At 73.7% G+C, this 17,800-nt stretch carries 17 protein-coding genes; 5 read left to right on the forward strand and 12 right to left on the reverse strand.

What is annotated here, in order from left to right; all coding sequences use genetic code 11:
* From IF23_RS0111155 to hypE, 3 genes are read left to right on the forward strand one after another with little or no spacing between them, the layout of a single operon-like run.
* Window positions 1-348, forward strand: a complete 348-nt coding sequence (locus IF23_RS0111155) for a HypC/HybG/HupF family hydrogenase formation chaperone (RefSeq protein WP_051739488.1) — start codon at window positions 1-3, stop codon at window positions 346-348.
* Window positions 345-1,469 carry a hydrogenase formation protein HypD gene (gene hypD, locus IF23_RS0111160; protein WP_030282439.1) on the forward strand — a complete coding sequence of 375 codons (1,125 nt, stop codon included), beginning with the start codon at window positions 345-347 and terminating at the stop codon, window positions 1,467-1,469. The genes IF23_RS0111155 and hypD overlap by 4 nt, the downstream gene beginning before the upstream one ends.
* Window positions 1,462-2,547 (forward strand): hydrogenase expression/formation protein HypE, encoded by a 1,086-nt coding sequence (gene hypE / locus IF23_RS0111165; RefSeq protein ID WP_030282441.1) that lies wholly within the window; start codon window positions 1,462-1,464, stop codon window positions 2,545-2,547. Before hypD ends, hypE begins: the two co-directional genes overlap by 8 nt.
* Before the next feature lie 575 nt (window positions 2,548-3,122).
* Here hypE and IF23_RS0111175 read toward each other — a convergent pair.
* The 9 genes from IF23_RS0111175 to IF23_RS0111215 all read right to left on the reverse strand — a co-directional run bounded on the left by IF23_RS0111175 (window position 3,123) and on the right by IF23_RS0111215 (window position 12,068).
* On the reverse strand, window positions 3,123-3,950 hold the full coding sequence (locus IF23_RS0111175; protein ID WP_030282445.1) for an alpha/beta fold hydrolase: 828 nt from the start codon (window positions 3,948-3,950) through the stop codon (window positions 3,123-3,125).
* A gap of 145 nt (window positions 3,951-4,095) precedes the next feature.
* Window positions 4,096-5,136, reverse strand: coding sequence for an SDR family oxidoreductase (locus IF23_RS0111180; RefSeq protein WP_030282446.1), 1,041 nt, complete (start codon window positions 5,134-5,136; stop codon window positions 4,096-4,098).
* A gap of 29 nt (window positions 5,137-5,165) precedes the next feature.
* Complete coding sequence (locus tag IF23_RS0111185; RefSeq protein WP_030282448.1) at window positions 5,166-6,416, reverse strand: beta-ketoacyl-[acyl-carrier-protein] synthase family protein; 1,251 nt, start codon at window positions 6,414-6,416, stop codon at window positions 5,166-5,168.
* Entirely contained in the window at window positions 6,413-6,694 is a 282-nt protein-coding gene (locus IF23_RS0111190; RefSeq protein WP_051739490.1) for an acyl carrier protein, read from the reverse strand. Before IF23_RS0111190 ends, IF23_RS0111185 begins: the two co-directional genes overlap by 4 nt.
* Before the next feature lie 17 nt (window positions 6,695-6,711).
* Window positions 6,712-7,959 carry an aspartate aminotransferase family protein gene (locus IF23_RS0111195; protein ID WP_037677917.1) on the reverse strand — a complete coding sequence of 416 codons (1,248 nt, stop codon included), beginning with the start codon at window positions 7,957-7,959 and terminating at the stop codon, window positions 6,712-6,714.
* Between the two features lie 64 nt (window positions 7,960-8,023).
* A complete protein-coding gene (locus IF23_RS0111200; protein WP_030282453.1) occupies window positions 8,024-8,470 on the reverse strand; it encodes a type II toxin-antitoxin system RatA family toxin in 447 nt (148 codons plus the stop codon).
* A gap of 58 nt (window positions 8,471-8,528) precedes the next feature.
* Window positions 8,529-9,668 carry a GNAT family N-acetyltransferase gene (locus tag IF23_RS0111205; protein WP_030282455.1) on the reverse strand — a complete coding sequence of 380 codons (1,140 nt, stop codon included), beginning with the start codon at window positions 9,666-9,668 and terminating at the stop codon, window positions 8,529-8,531.
* A gap of 4 nt (window positions 9,669-9,672) precedes the next feature.
* Complete coding sequence (locus IF23_RS0111210) at window positions 9,673-10,806, reverse strand: acyl-CoA dehydrogenase family protein (protein WP_030282457.1); 1,134 nt, start codon at window positions 10,804-10,806, stop codon at window positions 9,673-9,675.
* Window positions 10,803-12,068, reverse strand: coding sequence for a cytochrome P450 (locus tag IF23_RS0111215; protein WP_030282459.1), 1,266 nt, complete (start codon window positions 12,066-12,068; stop codon window positions 10,803-10,805). Before IF23_RS0111215 ends, IF23_RS0111210 begins: the two co-directional genes overlap by 4 nt.
* An 875-nt stretch (window positions 12,069-12,943) precedes the next feature.
* Here IF23_RS0111215 and IF23_RS0111220 point away from each other — a divergent pair.
* A complete protein-coding gene (locus IF23_RS0111220; protein WP_030282461.1) occupies window positions 12,944-13,504 on the forward strand; it encodes a GNAT family N-acetyltransferase in 561 nt (186 codons plus the stop codon).
* A 13-nt stretch (window positions 13,505-13,517) separates the two neighbouring features.
* Here IF23_RS0111220 and IF23_RS0111225 read toward each other — a convergent pair whose 3' ends face one another.
* Both IF23_RS0111225 and IF23_RS0111230 read right to left on the reverse strand, forming a co-directional pair.
* Window positions 13,518-14,177 (reverse strand): response regulator, encoded by a 660-nt coding sequence (locus tag IF23_RS0111225; protein ID WP_030282462.1) that lies wholly within the window; start codon window positions 14,175-14,177, stop codon window positions 13,518-13,520.
* 68 nt (window positions 14,178-14,245) lie between these two features.
* Complete coding sequence (locus IF23_RS0111230) at window positions 14,246-15,409, reverse strand: sensor histidine kinase (protein WP_051739491.1); 1,164 nt, start codon at window positions 15,407-15,409, stop codon at window positions 14,246-14,248.
* Between the two features lie 207 nt (window positions 15,410-15,616).
* Between IF23_RS0111230 and IF23_RS33985 the strand changes: the two genes are divergently transcribed.
* Window positions 15,617-15,991: a hypothetical protein gene (locus tag IF23_RS33985; RefSeq protein ID WP_030282466.1), complete on the forward strand. Its 375-nt coding sequence runs from the start codon at window positions 15,617-15,619 to the stop codon at window positions 15,989-15,991.
* Between the two features lie 25 nt (window positions 15,992-16,016).
* On the opposite strand, the gene IF23_RS0111240 is transcribed toward IF23_RS33985, so the two are convergent.
* On the reverse strand, window positions 16,017-17,738 hold the full coding sequence (locus tag IF23_RS0111240) for a flavin reductase (RefSeq protein ID WP_030282469.1): 1,722 nt from the start codon (window positions 17,736-17,738) through the stop codon (window positions 16,017-16,019).
* Between the last annotated feature and the right edge of the window lie 62 nt (window positions 17,739-17,800).

Below are 17,800 nucleotides of genomic sequence, written 5' to 3' on the forward strand. Positions count from 1 at the left end.
ATGTGTCTCGCGGTACCCGGCAAGGTGCTGGAGATCCGGCAGCGCGACGGTACGCGCATGGCCACCGTCGACTTCGGCGGCGTCCACAAGGACGTCTGCCTGGAATATCTGCCGGACCTCGCCGTCGGGGAGTACGCCATCGTGCACGTCGGCTTCGCCCTCCAGCGGCTGGACGAGGAATCGGCCCGGCAGACCCTCGCCCTCTTCAACGATCTCGGGCTGCTGGAGGAGGAGTTCGGCGACCCGTGGGAGGCGGCAGCCGCCGAACAGGGCGGCACCGGGAGCGACACCGGCGCGCCGTCCGGCGGCCGGGCCACGGCGGACACGGCGCGGGAGGCGCAGCGGTGAAGTACCTGGAGGAGTTCCGCAACCCGGACCTGGCACGGCGGCTGCTGGACGACATCCACGCCACCGTCACCCGCCCCTGGGCCCTGATGGAGGTCTGCGGCGGCCAGACGCACACCATCATCCGCCACGGCATCGACCAACTCCTGCCCGATCAGGTCGAGTTGATCCACGGACCGGGCTGCCCGGTCTGCGTCACCCCGCTGGAGGTCATCGACAAGGCCCTGGAGATCGCCGCCCGCCCGGACGTCATCTTCTGCTCCTTCGGCGACATGCTCCGGGTCCCCGGCACCGACCGCGATCTCTTCCGCGTCCGCAGCGAGGGCGGCGACGTCCGCGTCGTCTACAGCCCGCTGGACGCCCTCAAGGTCGCCCGGGAGAACCCCGGCAAGGAAGTCGTCTTCTTCGGCATCGGCTTCGAGACCACCGCACCGCCCAACGCCATGACGGTGCACCAGGCCCGCCGCCTCGGCATCCGCAACTTCAGCCTGCTCGTCTCGCACGTCCGGGTGCCCCCGGCCATCGAGGCGATCATGCGCTCCGCCGACTGCCGGGTCCAGGGCTTCCTCGCCGCCGGACACGTCTGCAGCGTGATGGGCGTGGACGAGTACCCGGAGCTGGCCGCCCGCCACCGGGTCCCCATCGTCGTCACCGGCTTCGAACCCCTCGACATCCTCGAAGGCGTCCGCCGCGCCGTACGGCAGCTGGAGCGCGGCGAACACCACGTCGACAACGCCTACGCCCGCGCCGTCCGCCCCCGCGGCAACCCCGCAGCCCAAGCGATGATCGCCGACATCTTCGAGGTCACCGACCGCTCCTGGCGCGGCATCGGCACCATCCCCGGCAGCGGCTGGCGGCTCTCCCCGCGCTACCGCGAGTACGACGCCGAACACCGCTTCGCCGTCACCGGCATCACCACCGAGGAACCCGCCGCCTGCCGCAGCGGCGACGTCCTCCAGGGCCTGATCAAGCCCCACCAGTGCCCGGCGTTCGGCACCGACTGCACCCCGCGCACCCCGCTCGGCGCCACCATGGTCTCCAGCGAGGGCGCCTGCGCCGCCTACTACCTCTACCGCCGCCTCGGCACCCCCACCGCACCACTGGAGGCGACCCCCGTTGTCTGACACCACCCTGCGCGTACCCGCGCCCCCGGCCCCCGACTTCTCCGGCTGGACCTGCCCCGCCCCGCTCCGCGACCATCCGCGGATCGTCATGGGGCACGGCGGGGGCGGGGTGCTCTCCGCCGAACTCGTCGAGCACGTCTTCGCGCCCGCGTTCGGCGGTCCGGCGCTCTCGACGCTCGCCGACTCCGCCGCGGTGACGCTGGGCGGCGTCCGGCTGGCCTTCTCCACCGACTCCTACGTGGTGCGGCCGCTGTTCTTCCCCGGCGGCAGCATCGCCGACCTCGCCGTCAACGGCACCGTCAACGACCTCGCCATGAGCGGCGCCCGCGCCGCCTACCTCTCCTGCGGCTTCCTCCTGGAGGAGGGCGTGGAGACCGCGCTGGTCGCCCGGGTCGCCGAGGCGCTGGGCGCCGCCGCGCGGACCGCGGGCGTGGAGATCGCCACCGGCGACACCAAGGTCGTCGAGGCCGGTCACGGCGACGGCATCTACCTCAACACCGCCGGGATCGGCCTCATCCCGGACGGCGTCGACATCCGCCCGCAGCGCGCCGCCCCCGGCGACGTCGTCCTCGTCAGCGGGCCGATCGGCGAACACGGCATCGCGGTGATGAGCGTACGGGAGGGCCTGGAGTTCGGCGTCGGCGTGGAGAGCGACTGCGCGGCGCTGGGCGGACTCGTCGAGGCGATGCTCGCCGTCACCCCGGACCTGCATGTGCTGCGCGACCCCACCCGCGGCGGACTGGCCACCGCCGTCGGCGAGATCGCCGCCGCCGCCTCGGTCGGCGTGGTCCTCGACGAACGGAAGCTGCCGGTCCCGGATCCGGTCGCCAACGCCTGCGCGGTGCTGGGCCTCGATCCGATGTACGTGGCGAACGAGGGCAAGCTGGTCGCCTTCGTCCCCCGCGCCGAGGCGGACGCCGTCCTGGCGGCGATGCGGGCCCACCCGCTCGGCACCGGCGCCACCGTCATCGGCGAATGCGTCACCGACCACCCCGGCATGGTCGTCGCCCGCACCGGCCTCGGCGGCACCCGCGTCGTCGACCTCCCCCTCGGCGAGCAACTGCCCCGAATCTGCTGACCCGGCGGCCGAAGCACCGCACACCGACGGGCGGTACGGGCCTTGAACTGCCTCCCGTCCCGTACCGCCCCGGTCGCCGTACGGGCCGGTCGGAGACCGTCCTGCGCCGGTGCGGCGACGAAGCTCAACCAGGTGCGGTGGCCGGGGAGTCGGCGCCGCGGTGCGTCAGGAACCGTCGGCCGGTGTCCCCGCCCTGCCGGGTTCCGGTACGCGCTCCTCGTCCGGCTCCGGGGGTTCGGGGACCGGATGCATCGGGTCCTGGGGGCCCGGGGGCGGTGGGTGCGGTGCGTCCGGGTCCGGTTGGAGCGGGGGTTCGCGGGGCGGGGTGGGCCACGGGGACGGCGCCGGTTGCGCCGGGTCCCCGGCGAGCGGGGCGGGCAAGGTGAGGCGCATCTCTCCTCCTGTCCGGGACGGTCTGCACCGGGTGCGGGGCACCGGACCGCGTACGCGCCACCGGGGCGACGCCCTGCGGCGGGCCCGGCCCCACCTCCCACTGTGCGCCACCCCACCCGGACCCGCGAGGGCGCCCGCACCGGCACCGGGCACGGCCGGGCGCCACCGGGGTCGCGGGACCCTCACCCGGCGAGGAAGTCCAGCAGATCCCTGGTGAACCTCTCCTTGTCGCCGGGGACGAGCGCGATGCCGTGCGAGCCGCCCTCGTAGACCTTGAGCGTGGCGCCCGGGATGATCCCGGCGGTCTTCCGGCCGGTCGCGTCGAGCGGCACCACCTGGTCGTCGTCGCCGTGCACCACGAGCGTGGGGATGTCGAACCTCTTCAGGTCCTCGTGGAAGTCGGTCCCCGCGAAGGCGTCCACGCAGGCCACCCCGGCTTCGATCGTCTCCTGCATCGCCATGTACCAGAAGGCGTCCTTGTTGCCCTCGGTGACCTTGTTGCCCGGGCGGTTCGCGGAGAAGAAGCCGACCGCGGTGTCCTTCCAGAACTGCGAGCGCTCGTGAAGGATGCCGTCCTTGAGGCCGTCGAGCACGCTCTGCGGGACACCCTCCGGGTTCTCGGGACCCTGGCGCAGCAGCGGCGGGATCGCCGACAGCAGCACCGCGGAGCGGATCCGCCCGGTGCCGTGCCGACCGATGTAGCGGGCCAGTTCGCCGCCGCCCATCGAGTGCCCGACCAGCGTCACCTCGCGCAGGTCGAGCCGGGTGAGCAGATCGTCCAGATCGTCGGCGAAGGTGTCGAAGTCGTAGCCGTCCCACACCGGGGTGGAGCGGCCGTGGCCCCGCCGGTCGTGGGCGATGCCCCGGAAACCGGCGTCGGCCACCGCCTTGAGCTGGTCCTGCCAGGCGTCGCCGTTGAGCGGCCAGCCGTGCAGGAAGACCACCGGGCGGCCCCGCCCCCAGTCCTTGTAGAAGATCTCGACACCGTCGCGCGTCGTGCAGACAGGCATGGTCACGTCCCCTCGGATGGACGGGCCGGCCGGGCGGCGGCACACCGCCGCCGCTTCGCACCGGCGCGGGAGGGCACACCCCTCCCTCCCGCCATACTGCGAGCGGACCACCGCGGCGGCAAAGGGGGAATACGGACCGCCCGCGCTACGCCCCGTCCCCGCCGCCGACCAGGGTCCACGGACTCGGGCTCGCCAGCGCCTGCCGGGGCCTGCTGCGCGCCCAGTGGCGCACCGACACCGCCATCACCTCACCCGGGTCGCGCACCGGCCGGGTCGGGGCGAAGGGCTCGGCCATGCTGGTGTAGCTCTGGAACATCGCGAGCAGATCGACCGCCTGCTGCTGCACCGGCGAGAGCCACTGCCGCGCCAACGGCAGGAAGAAGCGGTTCCAGCTCTCGGTGGAGACCGTCGGCGGGACCGCGACGGGACCGGCGCCGTGGGCGGTCCGGAAGTCGTTGATGGCGGCGCAGCTGATCTCGACCAGGGTGCTCAGCCGCAGACTGGCCGCGCCCGCCGCCAGCGTCTCGGTACGCGGCGCGTCCGGCGCGGGCCCCAGGGCCGCCGCCACGACCGCGTCGGCGACCTCGTCGAGCGGGCTGATCTCGGCGTAACCGTCCGGATCGCCGACGACGACGGCGGCGAGACCGGAGACCAGGGCCGGGAAGAGGGTGTACGGGCCGGAGAAGCGGGAGATCCGGCCGTCGGCGCGGCTGCCCATGATCAGCGGCGGCCGGATCACGGTCACCGGGCCGCGGTGCTCGGTGGTGACGATCTCCTCGCAGACGGCCTTGGACCACTCGTAGCCGTTGCGGTAGCCCTCGAACTCCGGGCCGCGCAGATCCTCGGGGTTGCGTACGCCCCCGACGTAGGCGGTGGAGACATGGACGACATGGGTCTCGGGCCCGGCCAGCCCCAGGACCGCGCGGAGCGGGCGGATGTTGGCGTCGGCGGCCTCGGCGCGGGAGAGCGTCCAGCGGGTCGAGGCGGCGGTGTGCACGATGACGTCCCACGGGCCGGTCAGCTCCGGCGGCACCGGACCGGCGCCCATGTCCCAGCGGACCAGCGGATCGGGGGTGCGGCGGCGGGCGGTGCGGACGAGGGCGGTACCGGGGGGCGCGGTGGCGCGCAGGCGGCCGGTGACCTCGGTGCCGACTATGCCGGTCGCCCCGGTGAGGAGGATGCGCATGCCAGATCTCCTTGGCGGGTGGTGGTCGGTCAGGTCCCGGGGGTCAGCACGAGGCAGGCGTTCTGCCCGCCGAAACCGAAGGAGTTGGACAGCACGGGGGCGAGCGCCACCCGCCGCGGCGCCCCGGCGACCACATCGATCCGGTCGGCCTCGGTGCAGCGGGCGAGGTTGGCGACCGGCGGTACGGTGCGGCGCCCGGCGCAGACGAGGGCGACCGCCGCCTCCAACGCCCCCGAACCGCCTATGAGATGGCCGGTGACGCCCTTGATCGACGTCACCGGCGGCGCCTGCCCGGCGAAGGCACGGTCGACGGCGGTCGCCTCGGCGGCGTCGTTGAGCCGGGTGGCGGTGCCGTGCGCGTTGACGTGCCCGATGTCGCCGGGGCGCAACCCGGCGTCGGCTATCGCCCCCGCCATACAGGCGGCCGCGGCCGTCCCCTCCGGATGCGGCGCGGCGATGTGGAACGCGTCGGAGTTGGTCGCGTACCCGGCGACCTCCCCGTAGATCCGCGCGCCGCGGGCGAGCGCCGCCTCGCGCCGCTCCAGGACCAGGAGGGCGGCGCCCTCGCCCATCACGAAGCCGTCCCGGTCCGCGTCGAAGGGGCGGCTGGCCCGACCGGGGTCGTCGTTACGGAGCGACAGGGCCCGCATCCGGGCGAAACCGCTGAGCATGATGGTGGTGATCGCCGAGTCGAAGCCGCCGGTCACCACCGCGTCCAGCTCACCGTGCCGGATCCGGCGCAGCGCCTCCCCGACGGCGTTGGTGCCGCTGGCGCACGCCGTGGTGTGGGTCAGACACGAGCCCAGGAAGCCGTACCGCATGGCGATCCGCGCCGCCGCGGAGTTGGCCATGGTCCGCGGCACGGTGTGCACCGGCATCCCCATCGGATCGGCGCCGTGGTCGAGGGCGGTGGCCTCCATCGTGGGCAGCCCGCCGATACCGGCGCCGAGGTGGACCCCGACCCGCTCCGGCGGCAGCGGCGGCAGCTCCGCGTCGCGTACGGCGTCGACCGCCGCGCACAGGGCCAGCGCGGTGGGCCGGTCGATCTGCCGCAGTTCCCGGAGGCTGAGGGTGGACTCCGGGTCGAACTCCGGGACCCGGCAGGCGAAACGCACCGCCGCCCGCTGCGCGACGAGGACGTCGACGGGGGCGGCGGCGGTGCCCGCGGCCGCCATGACGGCCGCGACCACCTCGTCGAGCGTGTTCCCGACCGGGGTCCGCACGCCGATACCGGTGACGACGGCGCGGACGCGACCGGCGGGATCCGGGGGAGGTGTCACCGGTCGGCCGTCCGCTCGGTCAGCAGGGCGATGGCATGGCCGACGTTGTCGGCGCGCATCAGGTCCTCGGGCGAGATCTGCACCCCGAGGGCCCGTTCGAGCTGCGCCCCGACGGCCATCAACTCCAGGCTGTCGACGCCGTGATCGGCCTCCAGATCGGTGCTGTCGGAGATCTCGTCGGGGGTGGTGCCCAGGACGTCGGCGATGGTGGTCCGGACGATGTCGGCCAGCGAGCGGCCGGTGGCGTCCGGGGTGGAAGGGGCCTGTGGGTCGGTCACGTCGTTCTCCTGATCGGTCAGTCTGCGGTGCGGATGCGGCCCGCGTCGTCGAGGGCGGTGTCGAGAATGTCCAGGGCCCGCTCCAGTTCGGCGGCGGTGGTGGTCAGCGGGGGCAGCAGCCGTACCGTCGTGGGGCGGCTCAGACAGGGCGAGACGAGCAGATCGGCGTTGGCCAGCCCGACGATGACCTCACCGGCGGCCTGCGGCGCGGTGAAGTCGATGCCCCACAGCAGCCCGCGGCCCCGGAAACCGCTCATCACCCGCCCGTGCCGCGCCCGGAGGGCCCGCAGCCCGGCGGCCAGCCGGTCGGCCAGGAACCGGCCGTGACCGGCCAGTTCCTCCACCGCGGCCAGCGCGGCGGGGAGCGCGGCGCAGCTGAGCGGGTGCCCGCCGAACGTCGCCGAGTGCAGGAACGGATCGGCCGCCAGCGGCGCGTACAGCTCCTCGGAGCAGACCATCGCGGAGAGCGGCACCACACCGCCGCCGAGCGGCTTGCCGACCAGCACCGCGTCGACGGGCAGCCCCTCGGCGAGCGCCACCGAACGCTCCCCGCAGCGCCGCAGCCCGCACTGGATCTCGTCGGCGATCACGAACGCGCCCTGCGCCTGCGCGTCCCGCGTCCACCGCCGCAGCACCTCGGGGGCGAGCGGCACGGCGCCGTTCTCCCCCTGGACGGGTTCGAAGACCAGCGCGGCGAACGGACCGCGGGCCCCCTCCCGGCGCACCGCGTCCGGGTCGTCGGGGTCGAGATGGACGACATCGGTGGCGCAGCCGCGCAGCCCCGTACGGAACAGCGGATGGTGGGTGAGGGCCAGCGCGCCGACCGTCTTGCCGTGGAACCCGCCGCGCACCGCCAGCACCCGGTCCCGCCCGGCCGCCAGACGGGCGAGCTTGACCGCGATCTCCACGGCGTCGGCCCCGTTGAGCCCGAAGTAGACCTTGGGCAGCACCCCGCCGAAGTACTCCACGAGAACGGCCGCCGCCTCGGCGCTCACCGGGTTCGCCAGACTCCGCGTCGAGGTCGGCATCACCGCCAGCTGCCGCTGGACCGCGGCGACGACGGCGGGGTGGCGGTGGCCCAGCAGCGCGACCGCGTACGAGCCGAAGTCCAGGGCCGAGCGGCCGTCGGAGAGGGTGACCCGGGAGCCCGACGCGGCGGACTCCACGGCGCCGTGCCCGGCGAACTTGCCGGTGAGCGCGAGCTTGGGCGACTGATGGCGGCGCAACCGCTCGAACACCGCGGTGGCCTCGGACGGATCGGTCATGTGCGGCCTCCTGGACGGGGACGGGCGAGCGGGCGGTGCCGGTCGCGCGGGGCGGCGGTGCGCGTCACGCGGCGCCGGTCAGACGGCGCTCCAACGCCGTGAGCATCTGCTCGGCGTTCTCCCGCAGCGCGGTGGCGGCGACGGGGTTGAGCATCTCGGCGAGCAGCGGGATCCCGATATCGAACTCGACATGGAGCGACACCAGGCTGCCGCCGTCCTCGGCCGGGCGGATCGCCCAGTGGCCGACGAAATGCGCCAGATCGCCACTGACCTGGTGGAAGTCGAAACGGCGCGCCGCCTCGTCGATCCGCTCGTCCTCCGTCCACTCCAGGACCGACCCCTTCAGCAGCACCGACCAGGCGGTCGTCCGCTCCCGCGGCCCGCGCTGCTCGACGACGGTGAGGGACCGGACGCTGTCCATGCACGCGGGATAGCTCTCGACGTCGACGACCGCCTCCCAGCTCCGGTCCGGCGGGGCGGCGATGTGCAGCTCTACTGCGACGCGGGGCATGAGGACCCTTTCCACGGGAGGGAGACGAGCGGACGTGACCGAAGGGGCGGGGGCGCGCTCACGACCGGGGCGCGAGCGTCCGGGCGAGCGCCGCGTCGAGCGCGGCCGGAAGCAGTCGGCGCAGCACCGCGCGGGGCAGCGGACGCACATGGGTGAGGGCGTAGCGCTGCTCGACCAGCGCACAGCCCAACTCCCGTTTCGGCTCGTAGGCGGTCTGCGCGAACCGGATGTGGCGGCACCCGCGGGCGAGAGCCAGCTCGATGGCCGCGTAGTGGACGTGGTGGTAGAGATGCGCCTGGTGGGCCAGCCGGTAGTCGAGACCGATCCGCGCCCCGATCGCGCCGTCCCCGCGGAAGAGACAGAGCAGATACGCGACGAGACGGTCCCCCTCGAAACAGGCCACCAGCCGCTGCTCGGGACCATCGGGCCGGTGCAGCGCCCGGAGGAAGGACGCGTCGAGGACATCGAGCGTCTGATCCGCCCGCTCCATCACCTGCCCGTACAGCTCCAGCATCCGGGGGACGAGCGAGACGAAGTCGGCCAGCACCTCGATCCGCAGATCGTCCCGGGCCTTGAACTTCCGCACCTTGCTGCGGACGTTGCGCCGCGCCTTCGCGGGCAGCGCGGCGACGTACTCCTCGAACGAGCCGTACCCCAGGGTGAGTTCGGTGTCCGGCATGCTCGCCACCTCGAAGAAGCCCGCCGCCTCCAGCGCGGGCCGCAGCGGCGTCAGCTCGTCCGGGGCGAAGTCCTTGAAGATGACGGTGCCGAGCCGGTGGCGCCGCGCATGGGTGAGCACCGTACGCACCAGCAGCCCGGCGACCGGCTCCGGCAGCGGCTCCCGGCTCAGGATGTGCCCCTGCCCCAGGAAGTTGCCGCAGAACAGCATCGGGACGCGCAGCAGGCCCGGGCACCACCGGCGCAGCGGCGCCAGCATCCGGCGCTCCCGCTCCCCGACGATCCGGTCCAGACGCAGCCCGTGGACGGCGGCCAGCGGCAGCACCGCGAGCACCCGGCCCGCCTCCCGGACCACCGCGTACGCATAGCCGTCCGGACCGATGGCGCCGCGCTCCATCGCCGTGAACACCTCGCGCCCCCACATCGGGTCGTCCGGCGGGGCCAGCGCGTCCCAGAGGTCGGCGGGGACGGCGTCGACACCGGACAGGATCTCGACGGTGGGACCGTTCGCTGCGCTCATCGCGTCACCCGACCCGCAGGGCCTGGCCGTCCAGGGCCGCGCACAGCGCCTCGGCCGTCCTGCCCCGGGACGGCGGATGGAAGGCGAGACCGGTCGCGGCGGAGGCGAGATAGGTGCCCGCGGTGGAGCCGATGAAGGACATCCCGCCGAGCATCCCCAGCGCGACCGGGGTGGCGCGGGCGATGGCGTCCTGGGCGGCGTAGCGCGCGGTCAACGCCCGCACCAGCAGCGGCTCGCCCCACTCGGCGCGCTCGCCCATCTCCCGCGCCACCGCCTCCACCGCCAGCATCGCGGCGTCGAGTTCGGTGACGAGCAGGGCCCGGTCACCGGCCGTACCCCCGCCGCGCAGCAGCGCCCGCTCCACCAGGGCACTGGCGGTGCCCAGATATCCGGCCGTCATCAGCAGCTCGAACCAGAGGAACCCCGCGATGTGCAGGGAGTCCAGCGCGGACCCGGCGGTCACGTCGGTGGCGACGACCATCTGCGGGTCCAGCGTCACCTCGGTGAGGACCACCTCCTCGCTCTCCGCACCGGCCAGCACGGTGTTGCTCCAGAACGGCCGGACGGAGACCCCCTCGGTCCGCGCGGGCACGATGGCCACCGCCAGCCGCTCGGTACCGTCCGCGTCGGTCATCGTCACCGAGGCGGTGAGGACGTCCATGGAGTGGGCCAGGCTGCACGGCTTCTTGCTGCCGTTGAGCACGACATGGTCGCCGCGGCGTTCGGCGGTGATGGCCGGACGCAGCACGGACTGTCCGGTGCGGCCCTCCGCGAAGCCGGACGCCAGCAGCAACCGGTCCCCGACGACCGCCTCCAGCAGCATCCACGCGAACCCGGCACCGTGCCGGGTCGCCTCCACCAGACCGGCCACCGAGAAGTGGTGCATGGTGGTGGCGACCGCCAGCGACGGGCAGCGGGCGCCCACCGCCCGCTGCAACCGGACGGCCTCCAGCGGGCTCGCGCCGACACCGGAATGGTCCCCGGGAACCAGCAGCCCGGGGCCCTTGGCCTCCCGGAACGCCGCGAGGGCGGGGCTGCCGCGCCGCTCCAACTCGGCCAGCGGGTGCGCGGCGAGCGCCGCGTCGAGACCGGGCAGCAGGCGTTCGAGCACCTCGCGCTCGGGGTCCAGAAAACTCATGCGGCGGCCTTTCCGGAGTACGTGACGGACGGAACGGCGGGACCGTGGCCCACGGGCAGGTCCTCGAAGACACGGAGGCTGAACGACTCCCGGCGCACCGGATCCCCGGCGGAGGCCAGCCGCGGGAAACGGGCGAGCAACCGGCGCAGCGCCACCGCACCCTCCAGCCGCGCCAGGGCCGCCCCCAGGCAGTAGTGCGGCCCGCCGCTGAAGCTCAGCACCCGGCTGCCGGTGCGGGTCACGTCGAAGCGGTGCGGGTCCGGGTGGAGCGCGGGGTCGCGGTTGGCGGCGGTCAGCACGGTGGTGACGTTGGCGCCCTCCGGAACCGGCACCCCGCCGATGACCCCGGTCCGCCCGGCGATCCGCTCGGTCATCTGGACGGGCGTGTCCCACCGCAGCGCCTCCTCGACGGCCTGCGGCACCAGCCCGGGGTCGGCCGCCAGCCGGGCCAGCTGCTCGGGGTGGCGCAGCAGCGCGTGCACGGCCAGCCCCAGCAGACCGGTGGTGGTCTCGAAGCCCGCGACGAAGACCAGCAGCAACGTGTCGACCAGCTCGTGTTCCGTCAGCGTCCCCGCGTTCTCCAGCGCCAGCGCGGTGGCGAGGTCGTCGGCGGGCTCCTGCCGCCGCCGCTCGGCCAGCTCCAGGAAGTAGCCGCGCAGCTGCTCCACGGCGCGGTCGGCCCGCTCCCAGTCCTCCGGGGTGCGGACCGGCTCCAGCAACCGGCTGGCGTCACTGCCCAGCGCCCGGAACCGGGCACCATCGGCCTCCGGTACGCCGAGCAGCTCGCCGACCACGGCCACGGGCAGCGGATAGCCGACCAGCTCCTGGAAGTTGGCCGCGCCGCCGTCCGAGGTCGCGTCGGCGAGGTCGTCGAGCAGACCGTCGGTGATCCGCTCCACGGCGTCCCGCAACGCGGTCACCCGGCGCGGGGTGAGGCCCTTCCCGGCGAGTCGGCGCAGCCGGGTGTGGTCGGCGCCGTTGGCCCGCAGCATCGAGGAGTAGAAGAAGTCGGCCGCCGGGTGCTCACGCCAGTCCGGCAGGTTCTCCTCACACCAGGTCAGATCCGGGGTGCGGTAGGCGGTGTCGGTGAGGACGGCCTGACAGTCGGCGAAGGTGGTGAGGAAGAAGGTGTCCAGGTCCGGGTCGTGGTACACGGGCGCGGTCCGCCGCAGGGCCTCCAGCGCGGGGTGCGGGTTCTCCCGCCCCTCCGGTGTGAACAGCGAGAAGAGGAGCGTCTGTGCCTGCGGTGCCGGGGAGTTCACGATGGCGTACCTCGGTGGTCGGTGCGTACCTCGGTGGTCGACGGGCGCGGCACGGTCGGACAGCCCCCATGGCGTGGATCCACCGCCTCGACGGGCGTGGATCTTCCCGTGTCCTCAAGTGACGCTATGTCGCTAAGTGACGGATGGGCAAGGGCGTGAATCGGAAAGGCGCGGACCCCGGGGCGCCCACTCCGGCGCGACCGACGGCGGACGCGCTCCCGGCCCTGCCACGGCCGCCCCGGCACCGCCCCGCCCCCGCTTCCGCGCCTGCCGGGGCAGCACCTGACGGCGCGCCACGCACCCCACAACGACCGCCCGGCGCACGGGACACGCCCTGGCGCCCACCGTCCGAAAAGCGTCTCTTACCTGCGGTAACTCCCGGATGTTCCGGACGGGTCGAACGGGGCTCCGGTCGGGGATTCTCCGCTGGTGTGTGGCGCCCGCTGACGCGTTGCCGTTCGGTGGCGAGGGGCGCCACGGACCGGTGTCCGCTCCGCTCAGGTGTCAGCCGGACCGGGAACGGGGTGTGCGGTGGGGCGCCGTCGTCCCGGTCGGAGAGGGGTGGGCCGTGGACGGTGCGGGATGCGCCGGTGCTCGCAGAACGGGGGCCACCTCGGCCGCGTCGGCAAGTGAAGCGCATGGGGCGGAAGTTGAGGGCTGACCCAATGGAATGGTGGGGGTAGGGTGCCGAACCCTGGAAGGGCGCGCCGAAGGGGGAGCGGGGCCACGGCCCCGGGGGAGGCCGGGTCCGAAGAGCCCACCGCGCGCGACCGGCGCGCCAACGACCTCTCCGCAGGCTTCAAGGACTGTCGAAGAGCCCACCGCGCGCGGCCACCGCCCGCACCGCCACCGATACCGCACCGAAAGGATGAGCAATGCCCCGGAACACCTCCGAGACAACACCCGGTCCGTCCTCCTCGCCGGAGCTCCGGACGACCGCTCTCGACACGTACACGCCCGCCGATCTGCGCGGCATCTCGGGCGGTCGGCCCGACCCGTTCGAGGTCTCCCACCTGGGGCTGACCTGGCGGCCCAAGGAGCACCACTTCGGCGTCGTCCAGGGTGAGCGGCTGGTGGCGCACGCCGGATGGGTGGACCTCCCCGTCCGGGTCGGCGGCGCCCAGGTGCGGGTGGCGGGCCTGGGCGGGGTGATCGTCGCGCCCGAGCTGCGGGGACACGGGCTGGCCCGGCGCGTGGTGTCCGCCACCGCGGCCCACGCCGCGGAGCAGGGCTACGGCCTCGCCCTCCTGTTCTGCCTGCCGGACCGGACGCCGGTCTACGCGGCGATGGGGTGGACCCGGCTGGCCGCCGAGGTCGAGGCCGAGCAACCGGGCGGCACCCGCACCGTCATGCCGCTACCGGCCATGTGGCTCCCGCTCGGCGGCGACGCGTCCTGGCCGCACGGGCGGGTCAGCCTGCTCTCGTTGCCCATGTGACCGGCCCGGACGGTCAGCTGACGATGCCGTGTTCCCAGGCCCAGGCCGCTATCTCCACGCGGTTGCGCGCCTTGAGCTTCTCCTGGATGCGGCTGAGGTGACTCTTGACGGTGCTGAGCGCGACCGTCAGCCGCTCGGCGATCTCGTGGTTCGTGTGGCCGCGGGCCACCAGGGTCGCCACCTTCAGCTCCTGCCCGGTCAGACGCCGCGCCGCGGCCGCCGCGTCCGGCCCGCGCCGGGGCGTGCTCAGCTGCTCCAGGAGGCGGACGGTGACCGACGGCGAGATGAGGGAGTCGCCCTCGACGGCCGCGTGGATCGCCTCGATCAGCAGCCGGGGGCCGGAGTTCTTGACCACGAAGCCGTTGGCACCGGCGCGCAGCGCACCGTAGACATACTCGTCCAGGTCGAAGGTGGTCACGATGACGATCTTGGTGTCGGGGGCCGCCGCGCCCCCGTCCTGACGGAGCCGCCGCGTCGCCTCCAGACCGTCGAGCCCCGGCATCCGGATGTCCATCAGACACACATCGGGCCGCAACCGGTGCACCGCCTCGACGGCTTCGAGGCCGGTGGCCGCCTCGCCGACCACGGTGAGGTCGTCCTGCGCCTCCAGGATGAGCCGGAAGCCGGTCCGCACCATCTCCTGGTCGTCGGCGATCACCACGGAGATGCTCATTACGGGTGCCACTCCTTCATGTCGGGGAAATCTCGCGGGCGGTCGCCCGGGCGGTCCGGCGGTGCCGGTCAGGTCATCGGGAGCGAGGCCGCCAGCTCCCAGCCGCCTTCCGGCAGGGGCGCACCGGTCAGCTCGCCGCCCAGTTCGCCCACCCGCTCCGTCAGACCGATCAGACCGAAACCGCTCTGCCGGAACCGTCCGCGTCCGCGCGGTTGCCCGCTCGCGTCGTCACGTACGCGGACGATCAGCCGGTCCCCGTCGGTTCCCAGCGTGACGTGCACCGCGGTCGCCGTACGGGCGTGCTTGCGGACGTTGGTCAGCCCCTCCTGGACCACCCGCTCGACGGACCGCGCCAACTGCGGTGACCACGCGGCGCCGTCCAGACCGTCGGCCACGTCCAGCCAGGCGTGCTGTCCGGGGCCGGGGAAGCGGTGGACCAGCTCCGCGATCCGGGTCATGACGGGGACGGCGGGGGCCGCCGCACGGTCGTCGGCGTCGCGCAGCAGACGGACCATCCGGCCCATCGCCACCAGCCCTTCCTGACCGGCCTTCTCGATGTCGGTGAACAACCGGCGGGCCGTCTCCGGATCCCGTGCGACGACCTGCTCCCCGGCCTGGGCCTGGACGACCACCGCCGTGACGTGGTGGGCCACGTGGTCGTGGAGATCGCGGGCGAGGTCCAGCCGTTCGGCCCGGCGCACCCGCTCCGCGGTCGCCCGGCGCCCGGCGTCCTCCGTCCGCAGATAGCCGCCGAACAGCGCGAAGCCGACCGCCAGCAGCGGGAACAGCTGGTCGACCCCGCCGAGCAGCGGCAGCTCCGCCGACGTCGGCGCACGGTCCTTGAGATGCAGCACCGCCACGAACAGCGCCACCGCCGACACCGCGAGCGGCCCCCGCCGCCCGTACCGGCAGGCCAGACACAACAGCACCAGCAGCCCGAGGAGTTCGGCCCACCCCGGGGTGCGCTGACCCACCGTCTGCCTCACCAGCGCGGTCGTCAGCAGCGAGGCGACCGCGACGGCGACACCCGCCGCACCCGCCGTCCACGCCCGCCCGGCCCGGTACGCGGCCAGGGTGGGGGCGACCGCGCCCAGGGACAGGACCCCGCAGGCGAGCACCGTGGCCCCGACGGCGCTGCGGCTCACCACCCCGGCGTCCAGGACCAGCAGCACCAGACAGACACAGGCCACCGCGACGGCCTCCCGCGAGGCGCGCGGGAACGGGACACTCATGGCCAGGAGGGTAGCCGCGCCCGCCGCCGCGCTCCTCGGGGCGGGGGAGTGCGGATACGTACTTTCGGCCGGTGCCGGGCGGCGGGGAGCCGGACCTCCGGCGGAGGCGCCGCCGACCGGCCCGGACCCAGAATGGTCCACGCGCCGTTCGCGATCCGCCCCGGACGATCCGCCGCCGAGACGACCGCCCCGCCACCAGGAGTAGCCGTGAAGTTCCCCGCCGTCCCCACCCCCGTCACGGTGCTGCTGGCGGCCGGTGCCGCCGTCGCCGCCGCCGTGGCGCTCTCCACCTTGGGCCTGTTCGGCGGCAGTTGGGACGTGACCATGGAGGTCACCGGCACCGGCTCCGCCGACGTCACCTACAGCTTCTCCGGCGACAACGACGGCACCACCGAGACGGGCCGGACCCTGCCCTGGAGCAGGGTGCAGAACGTCGGCTACGGCTTCAACGACATCGGCGTCCGGAACCCGGCCCCCGGCGCCGTCTGCCGTATCTACGTCGACGGCAGGGTCGAGGACGAACAGAAGCGGCCCGACGCGAAGGGCGTCCTGTCCTGCTCGGTCCATCTCCAGCAGGACTGACGCGACCGGCCGCGGCCGCCGTCCGTCACAGGTCCGGGTGTTTCGTCGCCACGTGGTAGTAGCCCGAGTGGAACACCAGCGGGGTGCCGCCGTCGGAGTCGTACTGTTCGACCTCGCCGAGGAAGATGATGTGGTCGCCGGCGTCGAGACGCTGCACGGTGCGGCACTGGAAGCGGGCCACCGCACCCTCCAGGAGCGGCGTCCCGGCGATGCCGGGCGTCGTCGCGGTGCCGCGGAACTTGTCGTCCGACGGGGTCGCGAACTGGCGGGAGAGATGGTGCTGGTCGGCCGCGAGGACATGGACGGCGAAGTGCGAGGCGTCGGTGAAGTCCGGCAGGCTCGGGCTGTTCCTGCCCGGGCACCACAGGACGAGCGGCGGGTCCAGGGAGACGGAGGTGAAGGAGTTCGCCGTCATCCCGACGTGACGGCCGTCGGGGGCGCGGGCCGTCACCACGGTCACACCGGTCGCGTACTGGCCCAGCGCGCGCCGCAGCTCCCGGCCGTCGAAGCGGGCGGCGTGCCGGGCGCGCTTCTCGGCGAGGAAGCGCTCCGCCTCGGCCGCCTCGAACCACCAGCGGTAGAGGGTGCGCGGATCGTCGAAACCGGCCGCGACGGCCTCCGCGACCGACGGGATCTCGGCCGCCGCCGTCAGGATCTCGCGGTGGTGCGGACCCAACTCCGTCAGCAGGGAGTTGGTCCAGCCGACCGCCCACTGGGCCCAGCCGCGCCAGAAGTTGTCGAAGGTGCGCTGCATCCACTGCGGGGTGAACTCCGCCGCGCCGTGACGCAGGATGCTGTCGAGGTAGTGGGTCGCGGCCTGCGCCGCGTTGTTCGACCCCTGGCCGGTGATCGGGTCGTTGAGGACCACCGCGTCGGCCATGCCGAGGACGTGCCGCCCGGAGGACAGCCGGGCCACGGGCTGCCGCACGGTCGGCGTGACCCGGCCGCGCAGCACCCCGCCGCTGTCGGTCAGCCGGGAGTTGCGGTGCCGGGCGAACTCGTCGGGGAAGAAGCGGTGGAGGATCTCCAGGGACCGGGTGAGATGGGCCTCGGGGGTGTGGACGTCGTCCCAGCAGTCCATCGGACCGCCGGGCACCCCTTCGAAGACCATGATCTCGCAGGGGCCCGTCGTGGTCAGGGCGGGGAACGAGAAGAACTCACCGACCCCCGGCACCAGCCGGTAGTAGACGCCCGCCTCCCCCTCCCGCGGCTCCGCACCCGTCACATACGTCAGCGCCAGCGCGCGGCGCGGCCGGTCGTACGGGGAGAGTTCGGAGTTGCGCGGGAAGAGGCGGCTCAGCTCGCCCTTGCCGGTGGAGACCACGACGAGGTCGTGCGTACGGGCGTACCACTCCAGGTCGCCCACGCCCGCCTCGTGCAGCACGATCTCGCCGTGGCCGTCCGCGAACTGCTCGATCCACGCCGCGCACTTGACCCGCTGGTCGACGGAGTGCGCGGGCCCCTCCAGCGGGGCGCGCCAGGTGAGGTCGGGGGTGCCGTGCGCACCGATGAGGGAGAACGCGATGCCGGTGATGTCCGGGGCCTGGTCCGCCCAGTGGTGCAGACCGAGTTCGCGCTCGTTCTGGAGCGCGGTGTCGAACATGCACTGACTGGACATGACCGGGCCCCGGCGTATCTCCTCCGGGCTGCGGTCGGTGACCAGGGTGACGTCGTAGCCGTGCGCCTGGAGCCCCAGGGCGAGTTGGGCACCCGCCTGCCCGGCGCCGATCACCGCGATCCTTCTCATGTCCTGCTGTCCCGCTCTCGTTACCTGGCTGTCGCTGTGCTGGTGGGGTGCGCCCGGCCCGT

The organism is Streptomyces catenulae (assembly GCF_000718015.1).
Classification (GTDB): domain Bacteria; phylum Actinomycetota; class Actinomycetes; order Streptomycetales; family Streptomycetaceae; genus Streptomyces; species Streptomyces catenulae.